A 16,928-nucleotide genomic window follows, 5' to 3' on the forward strand; every position below is an offset into this window, starting at 1 on the left:
TAGATAGAAGCTCCCATTATGAGCTCCTATCTCGCCAAATACTTAATTCATTGAAAATGCTTTTGTTTCTTTAAATTCATCACTGCTTGAACTGATAAATTTACCCTCTTCATCCTGGATAAAGAAAACAGGTAAATTAAGTTTATTTGCAGCTTCCATTCCTTGTTTTGGGCCAAGGCAAAGCATTGTCGTTGCCCATGCATCCCCTTTGATAGGATCATTACCAAATACAGAAGCCGATACTAAATTATGAGTAATTGGTGAACCTGTTCTTGGATCAAGAATATGAGAATACTCTTTTTTACCCTGCTCAAAGTTATGGTGATACGTACCAGATGTATTCAGTGAAACACCACTTTGATCAAAAATCGTCACGACTTGATATGGCTTCACCCCTTCTTTTAGTGAAATTGGTTGCTCAATTGCGACTCGCCACTGCACACCATTTGGCTTATGACCTTTAATTTTCATGTCACCACCAAACTCCACCAAATAATTATTAATGCCATCGGCTTCTAAGATTTTGCTTAGTTGACTAATAGCAAACCCTTCTCCCATAGAAGAAAGATCAATTTGAACTTGGGGAATGGCTTTTCGAATTTTTAGATGAGTCGGATCGATTTCAATATTATTGATCCCCATATCACCTTGAATAGTCGTTATCTCTTCGTGGGTCGGTACATGTAATTTATCACCTTGAAATCCCCACAGTTTGTATAGAGGTTGAATAGTTGGATCGTAACAACCACCACTGTCTTTATTTATGGTTTTTGCTAATGCGACCAGATCAATAAATTCTTTTGATGCAGGTTGCCACTGAGTGCTCGCAGAATGATTAAATTCTGAGATATACGAGTCATTACGATACGTAGAAAATTCTTTGTCTATCTCTGCTAGCCGTTTATCAAACTGAGCTTGAACTTTCGTGACTGGAACATCATCTTTAGACCAGTAAGTCACATGATATGTTGTACCTTCAGCAAAGCCTGTGATCTTCTCAAGCTTTGGTGGCTCATTACATCCCGAAAGAAGTAACGAAATAGATACCGCCAATGCAGCACAACCCATTTTACTTGGCTGTATTTTTTTAGTATTAACAAACATAGAACAGTCCACAAAAGAATATTTATACCCAGAAAACATCTGTCAGCTAGGATTCTTAAGTCTAACAGTTCAACTTATGTGGTGCTAGAGCATGAATCTAAGCTCTAATTTCTCTGTCTAATTTCAATTTAATCAAACAAATGCAACATTGCGCACATAAATCTTTAAATCCAGAGCGCATACTTGTTTCATTCCAATAAAGAATAAACAGAGAGATAAGATATGGGTGTTTATACCTTAATTTCAAATGGTCAATTGATCGTGCCATTAAATAACTACCATCACTATTTTGATCAAGAAATTAAACAACTTAGGCAACAGGGATTCTCGACATTAGATGTAACAGTAGAAGCCGAAACAGCAGAAGAAGCGATTGAAAAATATAAAGCGGATTATGATAGCGGGGATGCCCAGTTTGTTTCACTGCTCGCAGTAATGAGTAACCTTATGTGAAAAACGAAACGCTCAGCACAAGACATAGTACTGAGCGTTTTTATCGATTAAATGCCGTACTGTTCTATAATTTGATTCTTATAAATTTCAGCTTGGGTTCCATAAATTATCTGGATACCCTTTCCTGAACGAATAACCCCCTTTGCATCTAAAGATCGCCACACATCATCAGAAGCTACCTTATTTGGGTCTTTGACCGTGATTCTTAATCGAGTTATGCAAGCATCAATCGTTTCGATATTATCAACACCACCAAGCTTCTCAACAATCTCAGTGGTTAGAGTCGATTGCTTTTTCCCATCTAAGTCTTTACGAGTATAAAGCTTATTTTCAGCTTGGTTACGCCCAGGGGTTGAGTAGTTAAACTTACGAATCATAAAACTAAAGATGAAATAGTAAGCCAACGAGTACAACGGACCTAAGATAAGAATCCATTGATAAGATGTTTTTGCAGTGCCTTGTAATAGACCAAAGAATGTAAAATCAATGAGCCCTCTTGAGAAAGTAATACCTACAGCAACATCAAGTAAGTGCATCAACATATATGCGATGCCCTCAAAAATAGCGTGAATAACATAAAGAGCAGGCGCAACAAATAAGAAAGTAAATTCTAGTGGCTCAGTAATACCAGTTAGAATAGAAGTCAATGCAGCAGAGACTAAAATGCCTTTAACTAGTTGTTTATTCTTATCATCAGCACAACGATACATAGCTAGAGCTGCGGCAGGTAAACCAAACATCATTGGAAGAAATCCACCTGTCATTGTTCGTGTTGCTTCTGAACTAAAATGTGTCACTGTTGGATCTGCTAACTGTGCAAAAAAGATTTTCTGCCCACCGGAGACTAGCTGCCCTGCCACTTCTTGAACGCCACCTAATTCGGTATACCAAAATAGCGGGTATATCGCATGGTGAAGACCAAATACGTTCAATAATCGCATTGCAGCACCATAAAAGAAGGTTCCGATATACCCCATTGCAGAGAAAGCTTCACCAGCATGAACAATTCCTTGGAAAATCGTTGGCCAAATATAAGGAAAAATTGCAGCTAGAGGAAAAAAGAACAGCATCGTCATCACAGGTACAAGTCGATTACCACTAAAGAAAGCTAGGTAATCAGGCAGCTGTTTATGCGAAAATTTATTGGTAATGAAAGCCGATAATAAACCACATGCAATCCCCCCAAAGACCCCAGTTTGTAACGTAAATATACCAAGAACATGTGTATACATAGAGGCAATACCAGCGGCTTCTGTGGCATTTTTACCCGCAGCAATTAAAGCTTGAGTGGTAACGCTCTCAGGAGTAATTCCTTGAAAACTAAGTAGTGCCCCAATAACAGTTTGAAATAACAAAAAGCCGATTACTGCCGATAGGGCTGCGGTCTCTTTATTATTGTTAGCCATACCGATTGCAACACCAACGGCAAAGAGTAATGGCAAGTTCTCAAATACAAATAGACCTGCTTTAAAACAGAGTTGAAGAATGTGGTTAGCAGGTGTACCTGGAGCAAGAAAAGCTAAGTGATAAGTTTCAATCAAAGGGCCGCTAGTGAAAGCACCTCCAATACCTAACAAAATCCCCGCCATGGGCAATACAGCAATAGGCAGCATAAATGCTCGACCAATTTTCTGCAGAGAAGAAAAGAGACTATTCATAAAATATCCTTGTCATTACACGTCAATTAATTAGACTCCATTTTTAATTATATTTTAGGAGTATTACTCCAAATATGCTTTGTTATATGTTTTCCTTCAAATCACGAAAGATTAAGAAGTGATCTTTCACACAAAATTTTCCATAAAAGTCATAGAAGTTTGAGAGAGATCTCAGAAGATATAGAGCTAGATTGTCACCAAATTTCAGATGCAGCTCACTTTTTTGTGAGTAAAATAATGCAAGGATAAAAAACACAATATCAGAATGAGAAAACGGTCATGTCGTTTTACTCACAGAGGGATAAACTCTTCCTATCACCAGTAAGAAAGGTAAGGAGTTCTTATGGAATGCTTCGAATTACGAGTGCTAAGTGATCAATTAATAAAATCAGACAATCTCTACTACACTCAAAGCAATCAATCTGATGTCATCGCAATTATTGATAATGATGAAGATCTTATGTGGGCTGCGCGCCACTCTCTAACTGGAGAGCGTATTCTTCAACAAATTGTACGTATCGATTTTATTGACCATTTCATGATCATTGAAAGTAAGCATCAAGATGATCACACGGTTAAAATTCAACGAAAATTGCCTATCTCAAATATTGTTATTGAAAAATATTCAAAACATAATTAAGAGTTCTTGTGCTTATTTATTAGTAAGGGTTAAACCTAGCTTGGTTTAACTCTTTTATTTAAATAATATTTAAGCAACTTTTGCTTTATTGAGTAATATTGCATAATTAATCGAACCTAATTTAAACCTTGTGATATAAAAGGGTTATAAAGTCATAGCGCGATTATTTTTTGCTCTTTTCCGCTAATAATACTAAAACAATAACTCGATGATTTGTCTGACATTTAATTGTTATCTAAATATCAAAATCATTATTTATATCGTTTTAGTTGCTATTAAGTTACTTTCACCTTAATTAAATAGTCATCTAAACTTATTCCACCCGTTGGAATTTTGCTATTTATGCAGGCGAATTTTTTATGAATTTCTTCCATAACTTAAGAGATGAACAAAAAGGTCGATTCATTACACTTATTGGTGTCATGATACTCAGCTTTGATACCTTACTTGTACGATTAATCAATTGTGATGAGTGGACTCTCATCTTCTGGCGTGGTTTTTTACCAGGAGTGGTTCTCTTCACGGTTCAGTGGGTTATGGATCCTTCCGTTATTCGCCAGCACCTATTTCGTTTATCTCCACTAAATCTTATTACATCAATTTTATTTAGTGCCTCAACTATTTGCTTCGTCTTTTCCTTAGATCACACCCAAGTCGCAAGTACTTTGGTTATTACAAATACAGCCCCTTTGCTAACCGCAATATTGGGCTATTTCTTCTTAAAAGAAAAACTACAAAAATCAACGTTAATTGCTATCGCGATTGCTGTCGGTGGCATCTGGCTAGTTTTCGGTTTTAAACCTTCAGCCTCAGAGATTGAAGGCGATTCTTTAGCTTTAGTTTCTGCACTATCAATGTCAGTTTACTTGGTCACTTTGCGTAAAACAAAAGGCCAATATGGATCGATCTTTTTGATTCAGGCAGCAGTACTAACCTCAATCATCTCTCTAGCGGCAGGAGCACATCCACTCTCGCTTGATACTCACCAAAACATATATATCTTTTTACTGGGCGGCATAGTTATACCTTTCTCTTTCTTATTGATAGCAAAAGGTCCGAAATATCTACCCGCAGCAGAAACTAGCCTAATCTTATTACTTGAGGTGTTGTTTGGACCTTTACTTGTATGGCTAATTGTCGGGGAAGCGCCTACCTTGAACGTTGCTATTGGCTCTGCCATTGTACTTATTACCCTAGCAACCCTAACAATTTGGCAATGGCGACAAGAAATGAAGGCATATCTAAATTCAGACAAATTATGAATTATATTGATTTTAGAAACAATCTATTGCAGTCAACAACACTTGTACGTTAATTGACCTGTATTGTTGCTGCAAAATCCATAATTTGAACAATACTTACAATCATTGATGAAATTAAGAGCTTTTACCATTTTTGATAAAATACATGCCATTTTTGGCTATGTACGCCAAATTAATCCAAGCTCTACAATGCGTATCTTTTTCTATCTTTATACCATATACGGTGCGCTATATTCGCACTCGTATTGTCAACGTTGAGGGCCTTGAATGGGCAATATTGCTAAATCCGCAGTAAAATTGAGCGTGTTCTCGGTGATCATGATTACTGTGACTTCCGTTGATAGTATTCGTAATCTCCCAGGAGCTGCACTCTTTGGTAGCCATGCTATTTCGTATTTTTTATTAGCCGGCTTTTGTTTCTTCGTTCCAACTGCTCTTGTATGTGCAGAACTAAGTACTACGTATCCTAAACAAGGTGGGGTTTACTTATGGGGAAAGGAAACATTAGGGCATAATTTCGGTTTCGTAACTGTCTGGTATCAATATGCTGAAAACATTGTTTATTATCCGCCACTGATCTCTTTTATTGTTGCTACTGGCACATACCCATTTTTCCCTCATTTGGCAGAAAACAATATTTTTATGCTGGTCATGATCAACGTGATCTTCTGGGCATTAACCATTGTTAATATTTATGGCTTACGTTTATCGTCGATTATCACTAATGTGTTTGGTACCTTTGGTTTAATCTTCCCTATTCTCTTGATCATTGCATTAGGGGCTTACTGGACATACACCAATCCTGAGTCTTCCCATATTTCGCTCCGTCACGCTTCTGATTGGTTACCAGATTTCTCACAAAGTGGGGTTGGTGCGAGCTTTACCGCGGTAGTGCTATCACTAACAGGGATTGAGATCACCACAGCCTATGCAAGTGAAGTTAAAAATCCACAAAAGGCTTATCCTAAAGCTCTATTGATCTCAACAGTATTGATTCTAATATCGCTCACAGCGTGTTCTCTTTCTATTGCAGCAGTGGTTTCAAGCAATCATTCCAGCTTAAGTGAAGGGGTAATTTTGGCATTTAAAACCTTCTTTGAAGATCTTAATATGCCATATCTATTACCTATTATTGCTCTAGCTATTGTGTTTGGTAGCTTAGCGAGTTTGAACAACTGGATTATTGCTCCAACGAAGAGCCTACATGTTGCTGCGCAAGATAAGTTTATGCCGATTCGTTTGGCTAAAGAAAATGAAAATCAAGCGCCAGTTCCACTGTTATTACTTCAAGGGGCGATCGTTAGCTTGCTATCACTCGTCTTTATTTTGGTACCAAACGTCAATCAAGGCATGTGGCTACTCAATATTCTAATGACGCAGCTTTATATGGTGATGTATATCTGTATCTTTATTAGCTTCTTAGTTTCTCGTCGCAAGCATAAAGATATTGAACGTCCATTTAGAGTGCCAGGTGGCAAATTTGGTATGATTGTAGCTGCAGTATTAGGTTTGTTTAGTTGCGTTGTGACCATCATTGTTTCATTTGATGTCCCAGCGGGTATCAGTAAAACAACCGGTGCATATGCGCTTATTATTGGCTTTATTGTGTTTAGTTTACCGGCAATTTTTGCAATCAAATATCGTAAGAAACACGCCGCTTAACTATAAAAAATACGAGTAAAAATTAAAGCCGCTTGAATGAACTAACATCCAAGCGGCTTCTTTTTATGCTCAACAAAGTCTCAATTAGTGAGAAACCGTTTTCGATAAGAGATTAACAATCAAGACGCCTACAATAATGAAGCCAATACCTATGATGCCGGGTAAATCCAGTTTCTGACCATAGAAAAAGTAGCCAATAGTCGCCACTAACACGATCCCTGCCCCACTCCATATCGCATAGACGATTCCAACTGGCAATGTTTTTACCGTGACAGACAATAGGAAGAAAGCAACACCATAGCCAACTAAAACAACAATACTTGGGACAAGCTTTGTAAACTGCTCTGCTTTAGGAATAAACGACGTTGCAATCACTTCAAATACAATCGCAATTGATAAAGCAATAAAAGGAGGTAATGACGTTAGCATAGTAAACATATTATTAAGCTCTAGGTTTAGATATTTCAGCAAAAATGATCTAGATGATTAAACTGGAACGGATTGTAAAGATTCTGACGAGTAGTTACTAGATAATGAATTAACAAATAATTATTACCAATTAGTAACAGTTGCATTTAATTTATTTAATTAACAATAAAACAGTAGTAATCACCCGCTTAATCTTATGATTTTTTGACCTATAATAAGGACATAAGTTGGCATTTTCTGACATAAGTGTGACAAATCATTTTGTGTTCTGGCGTATAAATCGTAAGCTATAGCATTCTTGAAACACAATCTGAGCGCAAAAGAAATATAGCAAAGGCATATTATGAACCCTAAAGCATCCAGCTATAACAACTCAATAAGACTTATTTTGTTAACTCTTATTGCTGTCTTATCTTGTTACTACCTATGGGTTCTTTATAAAGCAGCTACCCCTAATGTCAGCATCGCGTATAAGACATACTATATAAAACAACAAAATTTATACTGGGATATTGATAATCCAGATTTATCTTTATCAATACCGAAAATACTAAAAGTAGAACAAAATCTACCATTCTTATCGCGCCAAGGTTGGAGCAAAGATGTCATAGATCATGCGCGCCAACTTGAGAGCCAAGGTGGCCTTTACTTCACTGTAAATCAAGCCATCAAACAACCTATTGAGCTAACGATTGATCTTACAACACCGGTGACTCAATCGATTGATATAACAGTTAACCAGTGGCATGGAACTCTGCAACCCTCAATATCGCAGCCAAACCACCTAACAACCATCATTCCAGCAACGGCTTTTTTAGCACCTAAAGCGGTTCAACAACTAACGGTTCTAAATTCTAAGCCATTATCTGTTCAACAAATTACTCTAGAGTCGGAACATGAATAAACCAATGATAAAAGAAGATTACCGTCTCTCCCTCATTGTTCCTGTTTACAATGAAGAAGAATCTATCGAGACATTTATTGGGGCAATTAATACACGCCTAGCTTCTATACGCTCTCATATTGATATCGTTTTTATTAATGATGGTAGCAGTGATAACACTCGCACTGTTATTGAGAACCAGATCCGCCAAGATGATTCAATCACTCTAATTAATCTAGCCAAAAATTTTGGTAAAGAAGCGGCAATGACAGCTGGCCTTAACTATGTTGAAGGTGATGCCGCTGTTATTTTGGATGTGGATTTACAAGACCCACCAGAGCTAATTCTAGAATTTGTTCGTCTGTGGCAAACCGGCGAGTACGATACTGTATATGGTGTTCGAGTTGACCGCTCTCACGACACATTTATGAAGCGTTTCACCGCTGGTGGTTTTTATCGTTTCTTTAACCTGCTCTCTTCTGGTACACGCTTACCTGAGAACGTTGGCGATTTCCGCCTGATCGACCGCAGTGTTATTGAAGCCATAAAACAACTGCCAGAGCGTAACCGTTTTATGAAGGGTTTACTGGCATGGTCTTCATTCCGCTCTATTGGGGTGGATTTCCAGCGCCCTGAACGTTGTGCTGGTGATACCAAGTTTAACTATTGGAAACTATGGAATTTTGCGGTTGATGGTATTTTCAGTTTTACTGCTTGGCCATTACGCGTTTGGGGCTTCATTGGTTTAGGGATATCTTTCTTATCTTTTATTTTCTTAATGTACGTACTAATTAGTGCGCTATTTTTCGGTATCCATACTCCAGGCTATGCTTCAACAATTTCGGTCGTTCTATTCCTTGGTGGCATTCAGTTAATTTCGTTAGGTGTTATCGGCGGTTATATCAGCCGAATTTATGTTGAGGTAAAACAACGTCCAATCTACCTAATTGAAGGGGTTTATGGAAAATACAAAGAGCAAAAGCCGAATGAGTGATTCTTTTTTAAAGCATTTTTGGCAAATTAATCGATTTGCTATTGTTGGACTACTGGCGACCGCAGTTCATTTGTCTGTGGTACGCTTGTATTTCTTGCTGATTAATGAGCCATCTGAATACAAAGCTAATATTGCAGGGTTTTCTATCGCCTTTTTATTTTCTTACTTTGGTCACAGGCACTTTACGTTTTCTAAAGAAGGTTCATTTTTTAAGTTTTTGATGGTCGCCTTAATTGGTTTTTTCATCAACAACTTAATCTTAACATCATTACTTCACAGCGGTTTCGTTACAGGTTGGATAGCCGTTGCTATTTCTACCCTTTGTGTACCTATCATTACTTTTATTTTGTCTAAATTTTGGGTCTTTAAATGAGTATCTCAACTCAAGAAAATATCCGTTTAAATCGTAATATTTGGCTAACTATCCTGTTTGCCGCCATTGTCAGTCGCATTGTTTTCTATGCTCTTGGTTTATGGGGTGTCGATAGTTTTGTAACTGGTAAATATGCTGAGCAGCCAGTATGGCAAACTATTTGTCGTTTTGACTGTGTTTGGTTTTACCGCATTATCCACGATGGTTATGATCTTTTCCCTCAGTGGTTAAGCCAAAATAATGCTGCTAACTGGGCTTTTATGCCATTACAGCCTTTTCTTGGCTGGGTCTTTTCTCATCTCGCCTTTTTTGACGATCCTATCGATAATGCTCGCTTTGGATTAATTCTGGTTTCCAATATTGCTTTTGTTATCAGCCTACCTTTAGTTGTAATGACATTAAAACAACTCAAGTTTAGTGAAAACACCCAATATACCGCGATCTGGTTACTCTGTTTTTCGCCTTATACGGTTTATTCGATGGCAGGTTATACCGAGCCCCTGTTTATCGTATTTGTTACAGCCGTTTTCCTATTTAGTTATCGTCAACAATGGCTTTGGGTCGCTGTATTTGGTTTACTCGCCGCTATCACGCGAAATTTAGGTGTATTTTTAGTCTTTCCAGTCTTAATTATTGCGATTCAGCATTATGGATTAGACACATTCTATCGCTTCAAAACTCAAAGCGTGAAAGTTATTGCCGCTATCTGGATTATTCCTTTTGGCTTTTTCTCATATATGACCTATCTCTACTTCCATACTGGAGATGCGCTTGCATTTGGCCATATTCAGATTGCATGGGGACGACAACTGACGAACCCTATCCATTGGATAATCTATGGTTTTAACACAGGTGGACCTAAGCTTTATTTGGCCATTGCCTCTTTGCTAGCTTTTGCCCTAAATCTCTACTTAGTGTTTAACAAGAAATACCCGGAAGCACTCTTTATGTTTATCTGTTTAGTGCTACCGTTATCATCTAGCTTAAACGCAATGCCACGCTATCTATTTGGTTTATACCCTACGTTTCTTGGTTTAGCCATGATTGTAGAGCGATACCCGTCAGTAAAAACGCCATTATTGTGCGTATTTAGTGCAGCGAGCTGTTTTATCAGTATCGGGTTCTTTAGCCATATAATGTTTACCGTTTAACTACTGCACTCATCTTTATATTTTAGAAAGCACTGCTCTTCCACCAGCAGTGCTTTTTTATTAGCTCACAGTTTCATATCCAGTTTTTGTGATCTCAATCAAAGTCGGAAAAAAGCTTTCCGAATTACGATACTTTTTTTTGAGAATATCGCGATATCCCCTGCTCTATTTCCCTTACTATGCCAATAAAGGTCAGGAACATGAAAAAACTAGAACGACAAAAGTTTATAAAACTAAAATTGGCAAAAGATAAAAAAGTCTACGTTTCTGAGTTAGCAAGAATATTACAGGTTACCGACAGAACAATTCGTAGCGATTTAAAATATTTAAGTGAAAAAAGAGTCTGTGTTCTTTTTCATGGCGGAGCAAAATTAATTGATGTTCAATATGATGTAGAATTTAAAGAAACCTCATTACATACCATGTTAAAAGGTTTAAAAAATTCTTATCAACCCAAAGAGCCATCAATTAAAACAGAAGAAAACAATACAGAAACCGATGTTTATGTTCTTGGTTCATTTAATATTGATATTGTCACTGAAGTTGATAATTTACCGAAAATAGGACAAACACAAAGAGCAACCTCTACCCATTTTTATCCAGGCGGAAAAGGGGCTAACCAAGCATCAGCGGCAGCAACTTTATGTGATAAGGTCCATCTAACAATAAAAGTAGGTCAAGATGAATTCTCTGAAAAAGCAAAATCGTATTTGTCATCAACAAATATTACATCACTTACTTTACTAGAAGATAGCCAACCCCATACTGGAAGTGCGATTGTTTTAGTTTCAAGTCAGACAGGTAACAATATGATTACTATTGACTTAGGAGCTAATGAAACCATAAAAACAGAAGAAATATTACAAGATATTGATCTCATAAGAGAAGCAAAAGTATTTCTTACTCAATTAGAAAATAATTTTGATGCTACACGTTTTGCTATAGAACAAGCGTATTCGTCTCAAACCTTAGTGATTTTAGATCCTGCGCCATATCGCGAGGAAGTAAAACAGATATTACCTTTTATAGATATTATTACACCGAATGAAATTGAGGCGGAGGAAATATCAGGAATAAAGATTACAGATATTTCAACTGCAAAGGATGCGGCAAAAGCCATATATCAACAAGGTGTAAACCATGTAATTATTACCATGGCAGAAAAAGGCAGTATTTTATATAACCACTTAGGATTTCATTATACACCAGCTTATAAATCTGCAGTTATTGATACCAGTGGTGCAGGTGATGCTTTTACCGGTTCTCTTGCTGCCTATTTAGCAAAGGGAGTGAATTTAAAACAAGCAATTAATTATGCGACGGCTTTTTCTTCATTAAAAATTGAAAAGAAAGGCGCGTCAAATATGCCAGATAAAGGATTAATTACTTATCGAATGAATCGTGAATATATTATTGAATAACACTTACATCTTAATTAAATACATTTAGATTCGAGTAATCATATTTGCTCGTTATCTCTCTACCCTACTCATAATTAAATATTAAATTGGAGTCATAACTATGTTTATCGTCCACTCCTATGCTTTTGCCATTTTTATGTGCATTATAACCATGATTTGTTGGGGCTCATGGGCTAATACCACCAAATTAGTTGATAATAAAAAATGGCCATTCCAACTTTTCTATTGGGATTACGCGATTGGTATTTTACTATTTTCATTAGTCTTTGCTTTTACTCTCGGCTCTAGCGGCACAGAGGGACGCCCATTTATTACCGATCTTATGCAAGCAGATCTTAAAAGTATCGGCTCAGCACTTTTAGGCGGTATTATTTTTAACTTATCGAATATTTTATTAGTTGCTGCAATTGATCTCGCTGGTATGGCGGTGGCATTTCCAATTGGTGTTGGTTTAGCGCTTGTGTTAGGCGTGATAACCAATTACATGGGTAATCCTCAGGGCGATCCCATCATTCTCTTTGCTGGCGTTGCCTGTGTAACCGTTGCCATTATTCTGACTGCAATTGCCTACAGCCGCATTCAAACTGGCGATAACGGAAATAAACTAAAAGGCGTCATTACTGCAGTACTAGCTGGTGTGATTATGGGCTGGTTCTTCCGTTTTGTTGCCGATTCTATGGCGGTAGATTTTGCAAACCCTGCTGTTGGTAAAATGACACCATACACTGCACTGGTCATCTTCTCCGTGGGTATCTTTATTTCAAACTTTGTCTGGAACGTTGCTGTAATGAAAAAGCCCATTTCAGGCTCTCCAGTTCAAGGCGATGCATACTTCAAAGGTTCAATTAAGGAGCATGCAACAGGTATTTTAGGTGGGGTTATCTGGTGTATCGGTATGGCATTAAGCCTTATTGCATCAGGCGCTGCTGGCTATGCTGTTTCATACGGTTTAGGTCAAGGTGCCACTATGGTCGCGGTTATTTGGGGCGTATTCATCTGGCGCGAATTTGCAACAGCACCCAAAGGCACCAACAAACTTCTATCTATTGTTTTTGCCTCTTACATCTTAGGCATCATTTTAATCATTGCAGCTAACAGCTAATTCTTTGGGGAGATCAATTATGAACCAGAAAAAAATCGTTGTATTAGGAAGCTCAAGTCAAGACCATACGGTTCAATCTAGCCATCTACCACAAATGGGTGAAACTGTTATGGGTCACCGTCATATTATGGCAAGCGGCGGTAAAGGTGCAAACCAAGCGGTTGCCGCTGCGCGACTAGGTGCGCCGGTTACGTTTATTGCCTGCATGGGTAACGATGGGTTTGCTCATGACACATTGCCAAAGTTTAGCGAAGACGGAATTAATACCGATCACATCCATATTTGTGATAACGAAAATACTGGTATTGCCTTAATTTTGGTTGATGATGAAGGCCGAAACTGTATTTCTATTTCACCGAATGCGAACGGTCGCCTTAATGCCGAAGTGGTTGACAGTCATGCCGAAGTTATCCGTAACACTGACTATTTATTACTGCAATTAGAAACGCCTCAAGATGGTATCGACCGTGCCGTTGAACTAGCAAAACAAGCTAATGCAACCGTGATTTTGAATCCAGCACCCGCTCGTCCACTATCAGATCACTTGCTTAGTCAACTCGATCTAATAACGCCTAACGAAACAGAAGCGGAGATCTTAACGGGAATTAAAGTTGTTGATGAAAAGACAGCAGAACAAGCCGCCCAAGCATTTATTGCTAAAGGAGTGAAAGAAGTCATCATTACCATGGGTAAACAAGGTGCGTATTTATACCGACAAGGTCAAGGAAAACTGATCCCTGGTCATCGTGTTAATGCTACAGATACAACGGCAGCGGGTGATACGTTTAATGGCGCATTATTGGTCGCCCTAAGCCAAGGTGCTGATCTGGAAGAGGCTATCTTATTTGCACATAAAGCCAGTGCTATTTCAGTTACCCGTATGGGAGCACAAACATCCATTCCATACTTAAAAGAACTGGATGCATTCAACTTTGTAAACTAATACTACTCATCAAGCTATAATTCCTCCTAACCTAGGGCGTATTGTTTTGTAATCAATACGCCCTTTTTTATTTGTTGTCCGTTTCTCTTTTTAATCATTAAAGCTAGCATATTGTGAGTAAAATAGATTTTAATGTTCTTTACTTTTTATCTAGCTTTACATCCTAGCAAGCAAAAATATGTCTAGATAAATAACAACCCATGATATCTAGATTTTCATACATAAATTCATTCACAAACTCCACTTCTGTTAACACAGCATTCATATCAACCTGTTGCACCAAAACAGCGTTTTTAGATTCCAAAATCACCCACTTTCATTTGTACGACAAATATCATAAATTTGTGTCACTCATCACATATTTTTTCGTTTTTAAGAATTATGTCCTGAGCCCGAAATGAATAATGATAATGATCGAGGCTTTTATGTCGGATAAAACAGTTTCTGGTGCAGAACTTGTTGTTGAAACCCTTAATGCTCACAAAGTTCCACACATTTTTGGTATTCCAGGCGCTAAAGTAGACGCGGTATTTGAAGCAGTCTGTGACAATGGTCCTGAAATTATTATTTGCCATCATGAACAAAATGCAGCGTTCATGGCAGCAGCAACAGGCCGTTTGACAGGTAAAGCTGGGGTGTGTTTAGCAACTTCAGGACCTGGTGCATCAAACCTTGTAACAGGTGTAGCAACAGCGAACAGTGAAGGTGACCCTGTTGTTGCTCTTGCTGGTGCTGTTCCTTTGTCTATGTATTCACACAATACACACCAGTCGATGGATACTCGTTCACTGTTTAATCCGATCACTAAATTTTCAGCGGAAATTCTCGATACTGGCTCAGTACCCGATGTGGTTCATAAAGCATTTCGCATCGCAGAAAAACCAACTCAAGGGGCGAGTTTTGTCAGCCTTCCCCAAGATATTTTGACTAACCGAATTGATGCATTAAACGTTCAGAATCCAAATCCAATTCTATTTGGTGGTGCAAATAAACAAGCAATTCGTGAGGCCGCAGATAAAATTAACTCAGCAAAAAATCCAGTGTTGTTACTGGGTATGGATGCTAGCCAACCTCTTGTCACTGAGGCAATTCGTTCACTGCTAAAACAAACACCTATTGCAGTTGTTAATACCTTTGCCGCAGCAGGTGTTATTTCTCATGACCTTTATAATTGTTTCTTAGGTCGCGTTGGTCTATTTAAAAACCAACCTGGTGATATTGCTCTAAACAGTGCTGATTTGATCATCACCGTAGGTTACGATCCTATCGAATACGATCCAATTCTATGGAACAAAGATGCACAAACACCGATTGTTCATATCGGTTATCAACAAGCAGATTTAGAAGTTAGCTACAACCCTATCTGTGAAGTGGTTGGTGATCTTGCGTCTTCTATTGCTGATTTAGCGGTTGAATTAGATTTACGTGAATCTCTAGAAAATAACCAACAAATTCAATTACTGCGTCACGATCTACAACGCATCATGATGTTAGGTGAAAACAAAGTCTCTACTCATGGTGTGCACCCTCTTCGCTTTATTCACGATTTGCGTCGTTTTGTAAGCGATGACACAACAGTATGCTGCGATGTAGGCTCTATTTACATTTGGATGGCGCGTTACTTCCATAGCTTTGAACCTCGTCGCTTGCTCTTTAGTAACGGCCAGCAGACTCTTGGGGTAGCACTCCCATGGGCTATTGCTGCCTCACTGCTTCACCCAAATGAGAAAGTGATCTCTATGTCTGGTGATGGTGGTTTCTTATTCTCTTCAATGGAACTGGCTACAGCGGTTCGTCATAACTGTAATATTGTTCACTTTGTATGGACTGACCACAGCTATGATATGGTTAAGATTCAACAACTTAAGAAATATGGCCGTGAGAGTGCCGTTAGCTTTACCGGTCCTGACATTGTGAAATATGCAGAGAGCTTTGGTGCTCATGGTCTTGCTATTAATTGTGCTGACGATATTGCACCTGTATTACGTAAAGCAATGAGCCTAAGTGGTCCTGTTCTTGTAAATGTGAATATCGATTATAGCGATAACTCTCGTCTACTTGATCAAATGTACCCATGCCATCAAGACTAACTAGCAAGAAAAGGTAATAACGATGAATAAAACTTTCTATCAAACCTCCATGATGAGTGCCTTAATTGCAGGTCTTTATGAAGGTGACTTTACTATTGGTCAGCTACTTGAACACGGTAACTTTGGTATCGGTACTTTTGATGATCTTGATGGTGAAATGATTGTCCTAGGTAATGAAGTTTATCAGCTAACAAGTATAGGTGATGTTCACTTAGTAGATAAAGCGATGACGACACCTTTTGCCTCTGTTGTTGATTTTCAGCCAACAGAAACAAAAGCGTTAACCCAACTCACTAAGCAAGAACTTGAAGCTCTACTTGAACAAGAAGGACTTGTTGCCAATAACGCGATTAATGCGATTCGTATGACAGGTACCTTCTCTTATGTGAAAACACGTACAGTACCAGCACAACATCGCCCTTATCCTCCTATGGTAGAGGTCGTTAAACATCAGCCTGTGTTTGAATTAGAGCAGGTCTCTGGAGTGATGATTGGCTTTAAGATCCCTGATTATATGATTGGTATTAACGTACCGGGTTATCACTTCCACTTCATTAGCGATGATCGTACTCAAGGTGGTCATGTGAGTGATTTCGTTTTAGCTCAAGGCACACTAGAAACTGAAATCTTTAAGGACTTCCATCTCCGTATGCCAGCTTCTCATGAATTTGATGTCGCAGATCTTCACCCTGAAGATCTTAAAGAAGCGATTCATACTACAGAGAAGTAATTAGATTTACTTATAAAGAATAAAGCCCCGTTT

Annotated in this window: 16 protein-coding genes; 13 read left to right on the top strand and 3 right to left on the bottom strand. The window is 38.2% G+C overall.

Going from position 1 to position 16,928, the window contains the following annotated elements:
• Positions 1-42 precede the first annotated feature (42 nt).
• Positions 43-1,104 (bottom strand): FAD:protein FMN transferase, encoded by a 1,062-nt coding sequence (locus CTN07_RS00320; RefSeq protein WP_005299912.1) that lies wholly within the window; start codon positions 1,102-1,104, stop codon positions 43-45.
• Between the two features lie 222 nt (positions 1,105-1,326).
• Between CTN07_RS00320 and CTN07_RS00325 the strand changes: the two genes are divergently transcribed.
• Complete coding sequence (locus tag CTN07_RS00325; RefSeq protein WP_036764054.1) at positions 1,327-1,557, top strand: hypothetical protein; 231 nt, start codon at positions 1,327-1,329, stop codon at positions 1,555-1,557.
• 47 nt (positions 1,558-1,604) lie between these two features.
• Here CTN07_RS00325 and CTN07_RS00330 read toward each other — a convergent pair whose 3' ends face one another.
• A complete protein-coding gene (locus tag CTN07_RS00330; protein ID WP_005299918.1) occupies positions 1,605-3,215 on the bottom strand; it encodes a PTS transporter subunit EIIC in 1,611 nt (536 codons plus the stop codon).
• Between the two features lie 343 nt (positions 3,216-3,558).
• Here CTN07_RS00330 and CTN07_RS00335 point away from each other — a divergent pair, with 343 nt between their 5' ends.
• The 3 genes from CTN07_RS00335 to CTN07_RS00345 all read left to right on the top strand — a co-directional run bounded on the left by CTN07_RS00335 (position 3,559) and on the right by CTN07_RS00345 (position 6,779).
• On the top strand, positions 3,559-3,855 hold the full coding sequence (locus tag CTN07_RS00335) for a hypothetical protein (protein ID WP_036764056.1): 297 nt from the start codon (positions 3,559-3,561) through the stop codon (positions 3,853-3,855).
• 359 nt (positions 3,856-4,214) lie between these two features.
• The gene (locus CTN07_RS00340; RefSeq protein ID WP_005299921.1) at positions 4,215-5,117 is read left to right on the top strand and encodes a DMT family transporter; all 903 of its coding nucleotides are present in this window, start codon (positions 4,215-4,217) and stop codon (positions 5,115-5,117) included.
• Positions 5,118-5,384: 267 nt separating this feature from the next.
• Positions 5,385-6,779: an APC family permease gene (locus CTN07_RS00345; protein WP_005299923.1), complete on the top strand. Its 1,395-nt coding sequence runs from the start codon at positions 5,385-5,387 to the stop codon at positions 6,777-6,779.
• A gap of 84 nt (positions 6,780-6,863) precedes the next feature.
• On the opposite strand, the gene CTN07_RS00350 is transcribed toward CTN07_RS00345, so the two are convergent.
• Positions 6,864-7,217 carry a DMT family transporter gene (locus CTN07_RS00350; RefSeq protein WP_036764058.1) on the bottom strand — a complete coding sequence of 118 codons (354 nt, stop codon included), beginning with the start codon at positions 7,215-7,217 and terminating at the stop codon, positions 6,864-6,866.
• Between the two features lie 334 nt (positions 7,218-7,551).
• Here CTN07_RS00350 and CTN07_RS00355 point away from each other — a divergent pair, with 334 nt between their 5' ends.
• From CTN07_RS00355 to budA, 9 genes are all read left to right on the top strand, one after another.
• A complete protein-coding gene (locus CTN07_RS00355; RefSeq protein ID WP_005299924.1) occupies positions 7,552-8,112 on the top strand; it encodes a hypothetical protein in 561 nt (186 codons plus the stop codon).
• Positions 8,105-9,085: a glycosyltransferase family 2 protein gene (locus CTN07_RS00360; protein WP_050787767.1), complete on the top strand. Its 981-nt coding sequence runs from the start codon at positions 8,105-8,107 to the stop codon at positions 9,083-9,085. Before CTN07_RS00355 ends, CTN07_RS00360 begins: the two co-directional genes overlap by 8 nt.
• Positions 9,051-9,458, top strand: a complete 408-nt coding sequence (locus CTN07_RS00365) for a GtrA family protein (RefSeq protein WP_227000411.1) — start codon at positions 9,051-9,053, stop codon at positions 9,456-9,458. The genes CTN07_RS00360 and CTN07_RS00365 overlap by 35 nt, the downstream gene beginning before the upstream one ends.
• Complete coding sequence (locus CTN07_RS00370) at positions 9,455-10,609, top strand: hypothetical protein (protein ID WP_005299926.1); 1,155 nt, start codon at positions 9,455-9,457, stop codon at positions 10,607-10,609. The genes CTN07_RS00365 and CTN07_RS00370 overlap by 4 nt, the downstream gene beginning before the upstream one ends.
• A 200-nt stretch (positions 10,610-10,809) precedes the next feature.
• Positions 10,810-12,030 (top strand): PfkB family carbohydrate kinase, encoded by a 1,221-nt coding sequence (locus CTN07_RS00375; protein ID WP_005299927.1) that lies wholly within the window; start codon positions 10,810-10,812, stop codon positions 12,028-12,030.
• Between the two features lie 100 nt (positions 12,031-12,130).
• Complete coding sequence (locus CTN07_RS00380) at positions 12,131-13,132, top strand: GRP family sugar transporter (RefSeq protein ID WP_005299928.1); 1,002 nt, start codon at positions 12,131-12,133, stop codon at positions 13,130-13,132.
• Positions 13,133-13,151: 19 nt separating this feature from the next.
• Complete coding sequence (gene rbsK, locus CTN07_RS00385) at positions 13,152-14,075, top strand: ribokinase (protein WP_005299929.1); 924 nt, start codon at positions 13,152-13,154, stop codon at positions 14,073-14,075.
• A gap of 425 nt (positions 14,076-14,500) precedes the next feature.
• Positions 14,501-16,165 carry an acetolactate synthase AlsS gene (gene alsS / locus CTN07_RS00390; RefSeq protein ID WP_005299930.1) on the top strand — a complete coding sequence of 555 codons (1,665 nt, stop codon included), beginning with the start codon at positions 14,501-14,503 and terminating at the stop codon, positions 16,163-16,165.
• Positions 16,166-16,187: 22 nt separating this feature from the next.
• The gene (gene budA / locus CTN07_RS00395; RefSeq protein ID WP_036764062.1) at positions 16,188-16,895 is read left to right on the top strand and encodes an acetolactate decarboxylase; all 708 of its coding nucleotides are present in this window, start codon (positions 16,188-16,190) and stop codon (positions 16,893-16,895) included.
• The last annotated feature ends 33 nt before the right edge of the window (positions 16,896-16,928 follow it).

The organism is Photobacterium damselae (assembly GCF_003026815.1).
GTDB lineage: Bacteria > Pseudomonadota > Gammaproteobacteria > Enterobacterales > Vibrionaceae > Photobacterium > Photobacterium damselae.

Coding starts and splice junctions, on each gene's coding strand:
- CTN07_RS00375 (WP_005299927.1), top strand. CDS start 10,810: ATGAAAAAACTAGAACGACAAAAGTTTATAAAACTAAAATTGGCAAAA.
- rbsK (WP_005299929.1), top strand. CDS start 13,152: ATGAACCAGAAAAAAATCGTTGTATTAGGAAGCTCAAGTCAAGACCAT.
- CTN07_RS00350 (WP_036764058.1), bottom strand. CDS start 7,217: ATGTTTACTATGCTAACGTCATTACCTCCTTTTATTGCTTTATCAATT.
- CTN07_RS00340 (WP_005299921.1), top strand. CDS start 4,215: ATGAATTTCTTCCATAACTTAAGAGATGAACAAAAAGGTCGATTCATT.
- budA (WP_036764062.1), top strand. CDS start 16,188: ATGAATAAAACTTTCTATCAAACCTCCATGATGAGTGCCTTAATTGCA.
- CTN07_RS00330 (WP_005299918.1), bottom strand. CDS start 3,215: ATGAATAGTCTCTTTTCTTCTCTGCAGAAAATTGGTCGAGCATTTATG.
- CTN07_RS00370 (WP_005299926.1), top strand. CDS start 9,455: ATGAGTATCTCAACTCAAGAAAATATCCGTTTAAATCGTAATATTTGG.
- CTN07_RS00365 (WP_227000411.1), top strand. CDS start 9,051: ATGGAAAATACAAAGAGCAAAAGCCGAATGAGTGATTCTTTTTTAAAG.
- CTN07_RS00360 (WP_050787767.1), top strand. CDS start 8,105: ATGAATAAACCAATGATAAAAGAAGATTACCGTCTCTCCCTCATTGTT.
- CTN07_RS00320 (WP_005299912.1), bottom strand. CDS start 1,104: ATGTTTGTTAATACTAAAAAAATACAGCCAAGTAAAATGGGTTGTGCT.
- alsS (WP_005299930.1), top strand. CDS start 14,501: ATGTCGGATAAAACAGTTTCTGGTGCAGAACTTGTTGTTGAAACCCTT.
- CTN07_RS00345 (WP_005299923.1), top strand. CDS start 5,385: ATGGGCAATATTGCTAAATCCGCAGTAAAATTGAGCGTGTTCTCGGTG.
- CTN07_RS00380 (WP_005299928.1), top strand. CDS start 12,131: ATGTTTATCGTCCACTCCTATGCTTTTGCCATTTTTATGTGCATTATA.
- CTN07_RS00355 (WP_005299924.1), top strand. CDS start 7,552: ATGAACCCTAAAGCATCCAGCTATAACAACTCAATAAGACTTATTTTG.
- CTN07_RS00335 (WP_036764056.1), top strand. CDS start 3,559: ATGGAATGCTTCGAATTACGAGTGCTAAGTGATCAATTAATAAAATCA.
- CTN07_RS00325 (WP_036764054.1), top strand. CDS start 1,327: ATGGGTGTTTATACCTTAATTTCAAATGGTCAATTGATCGTGCCATTA.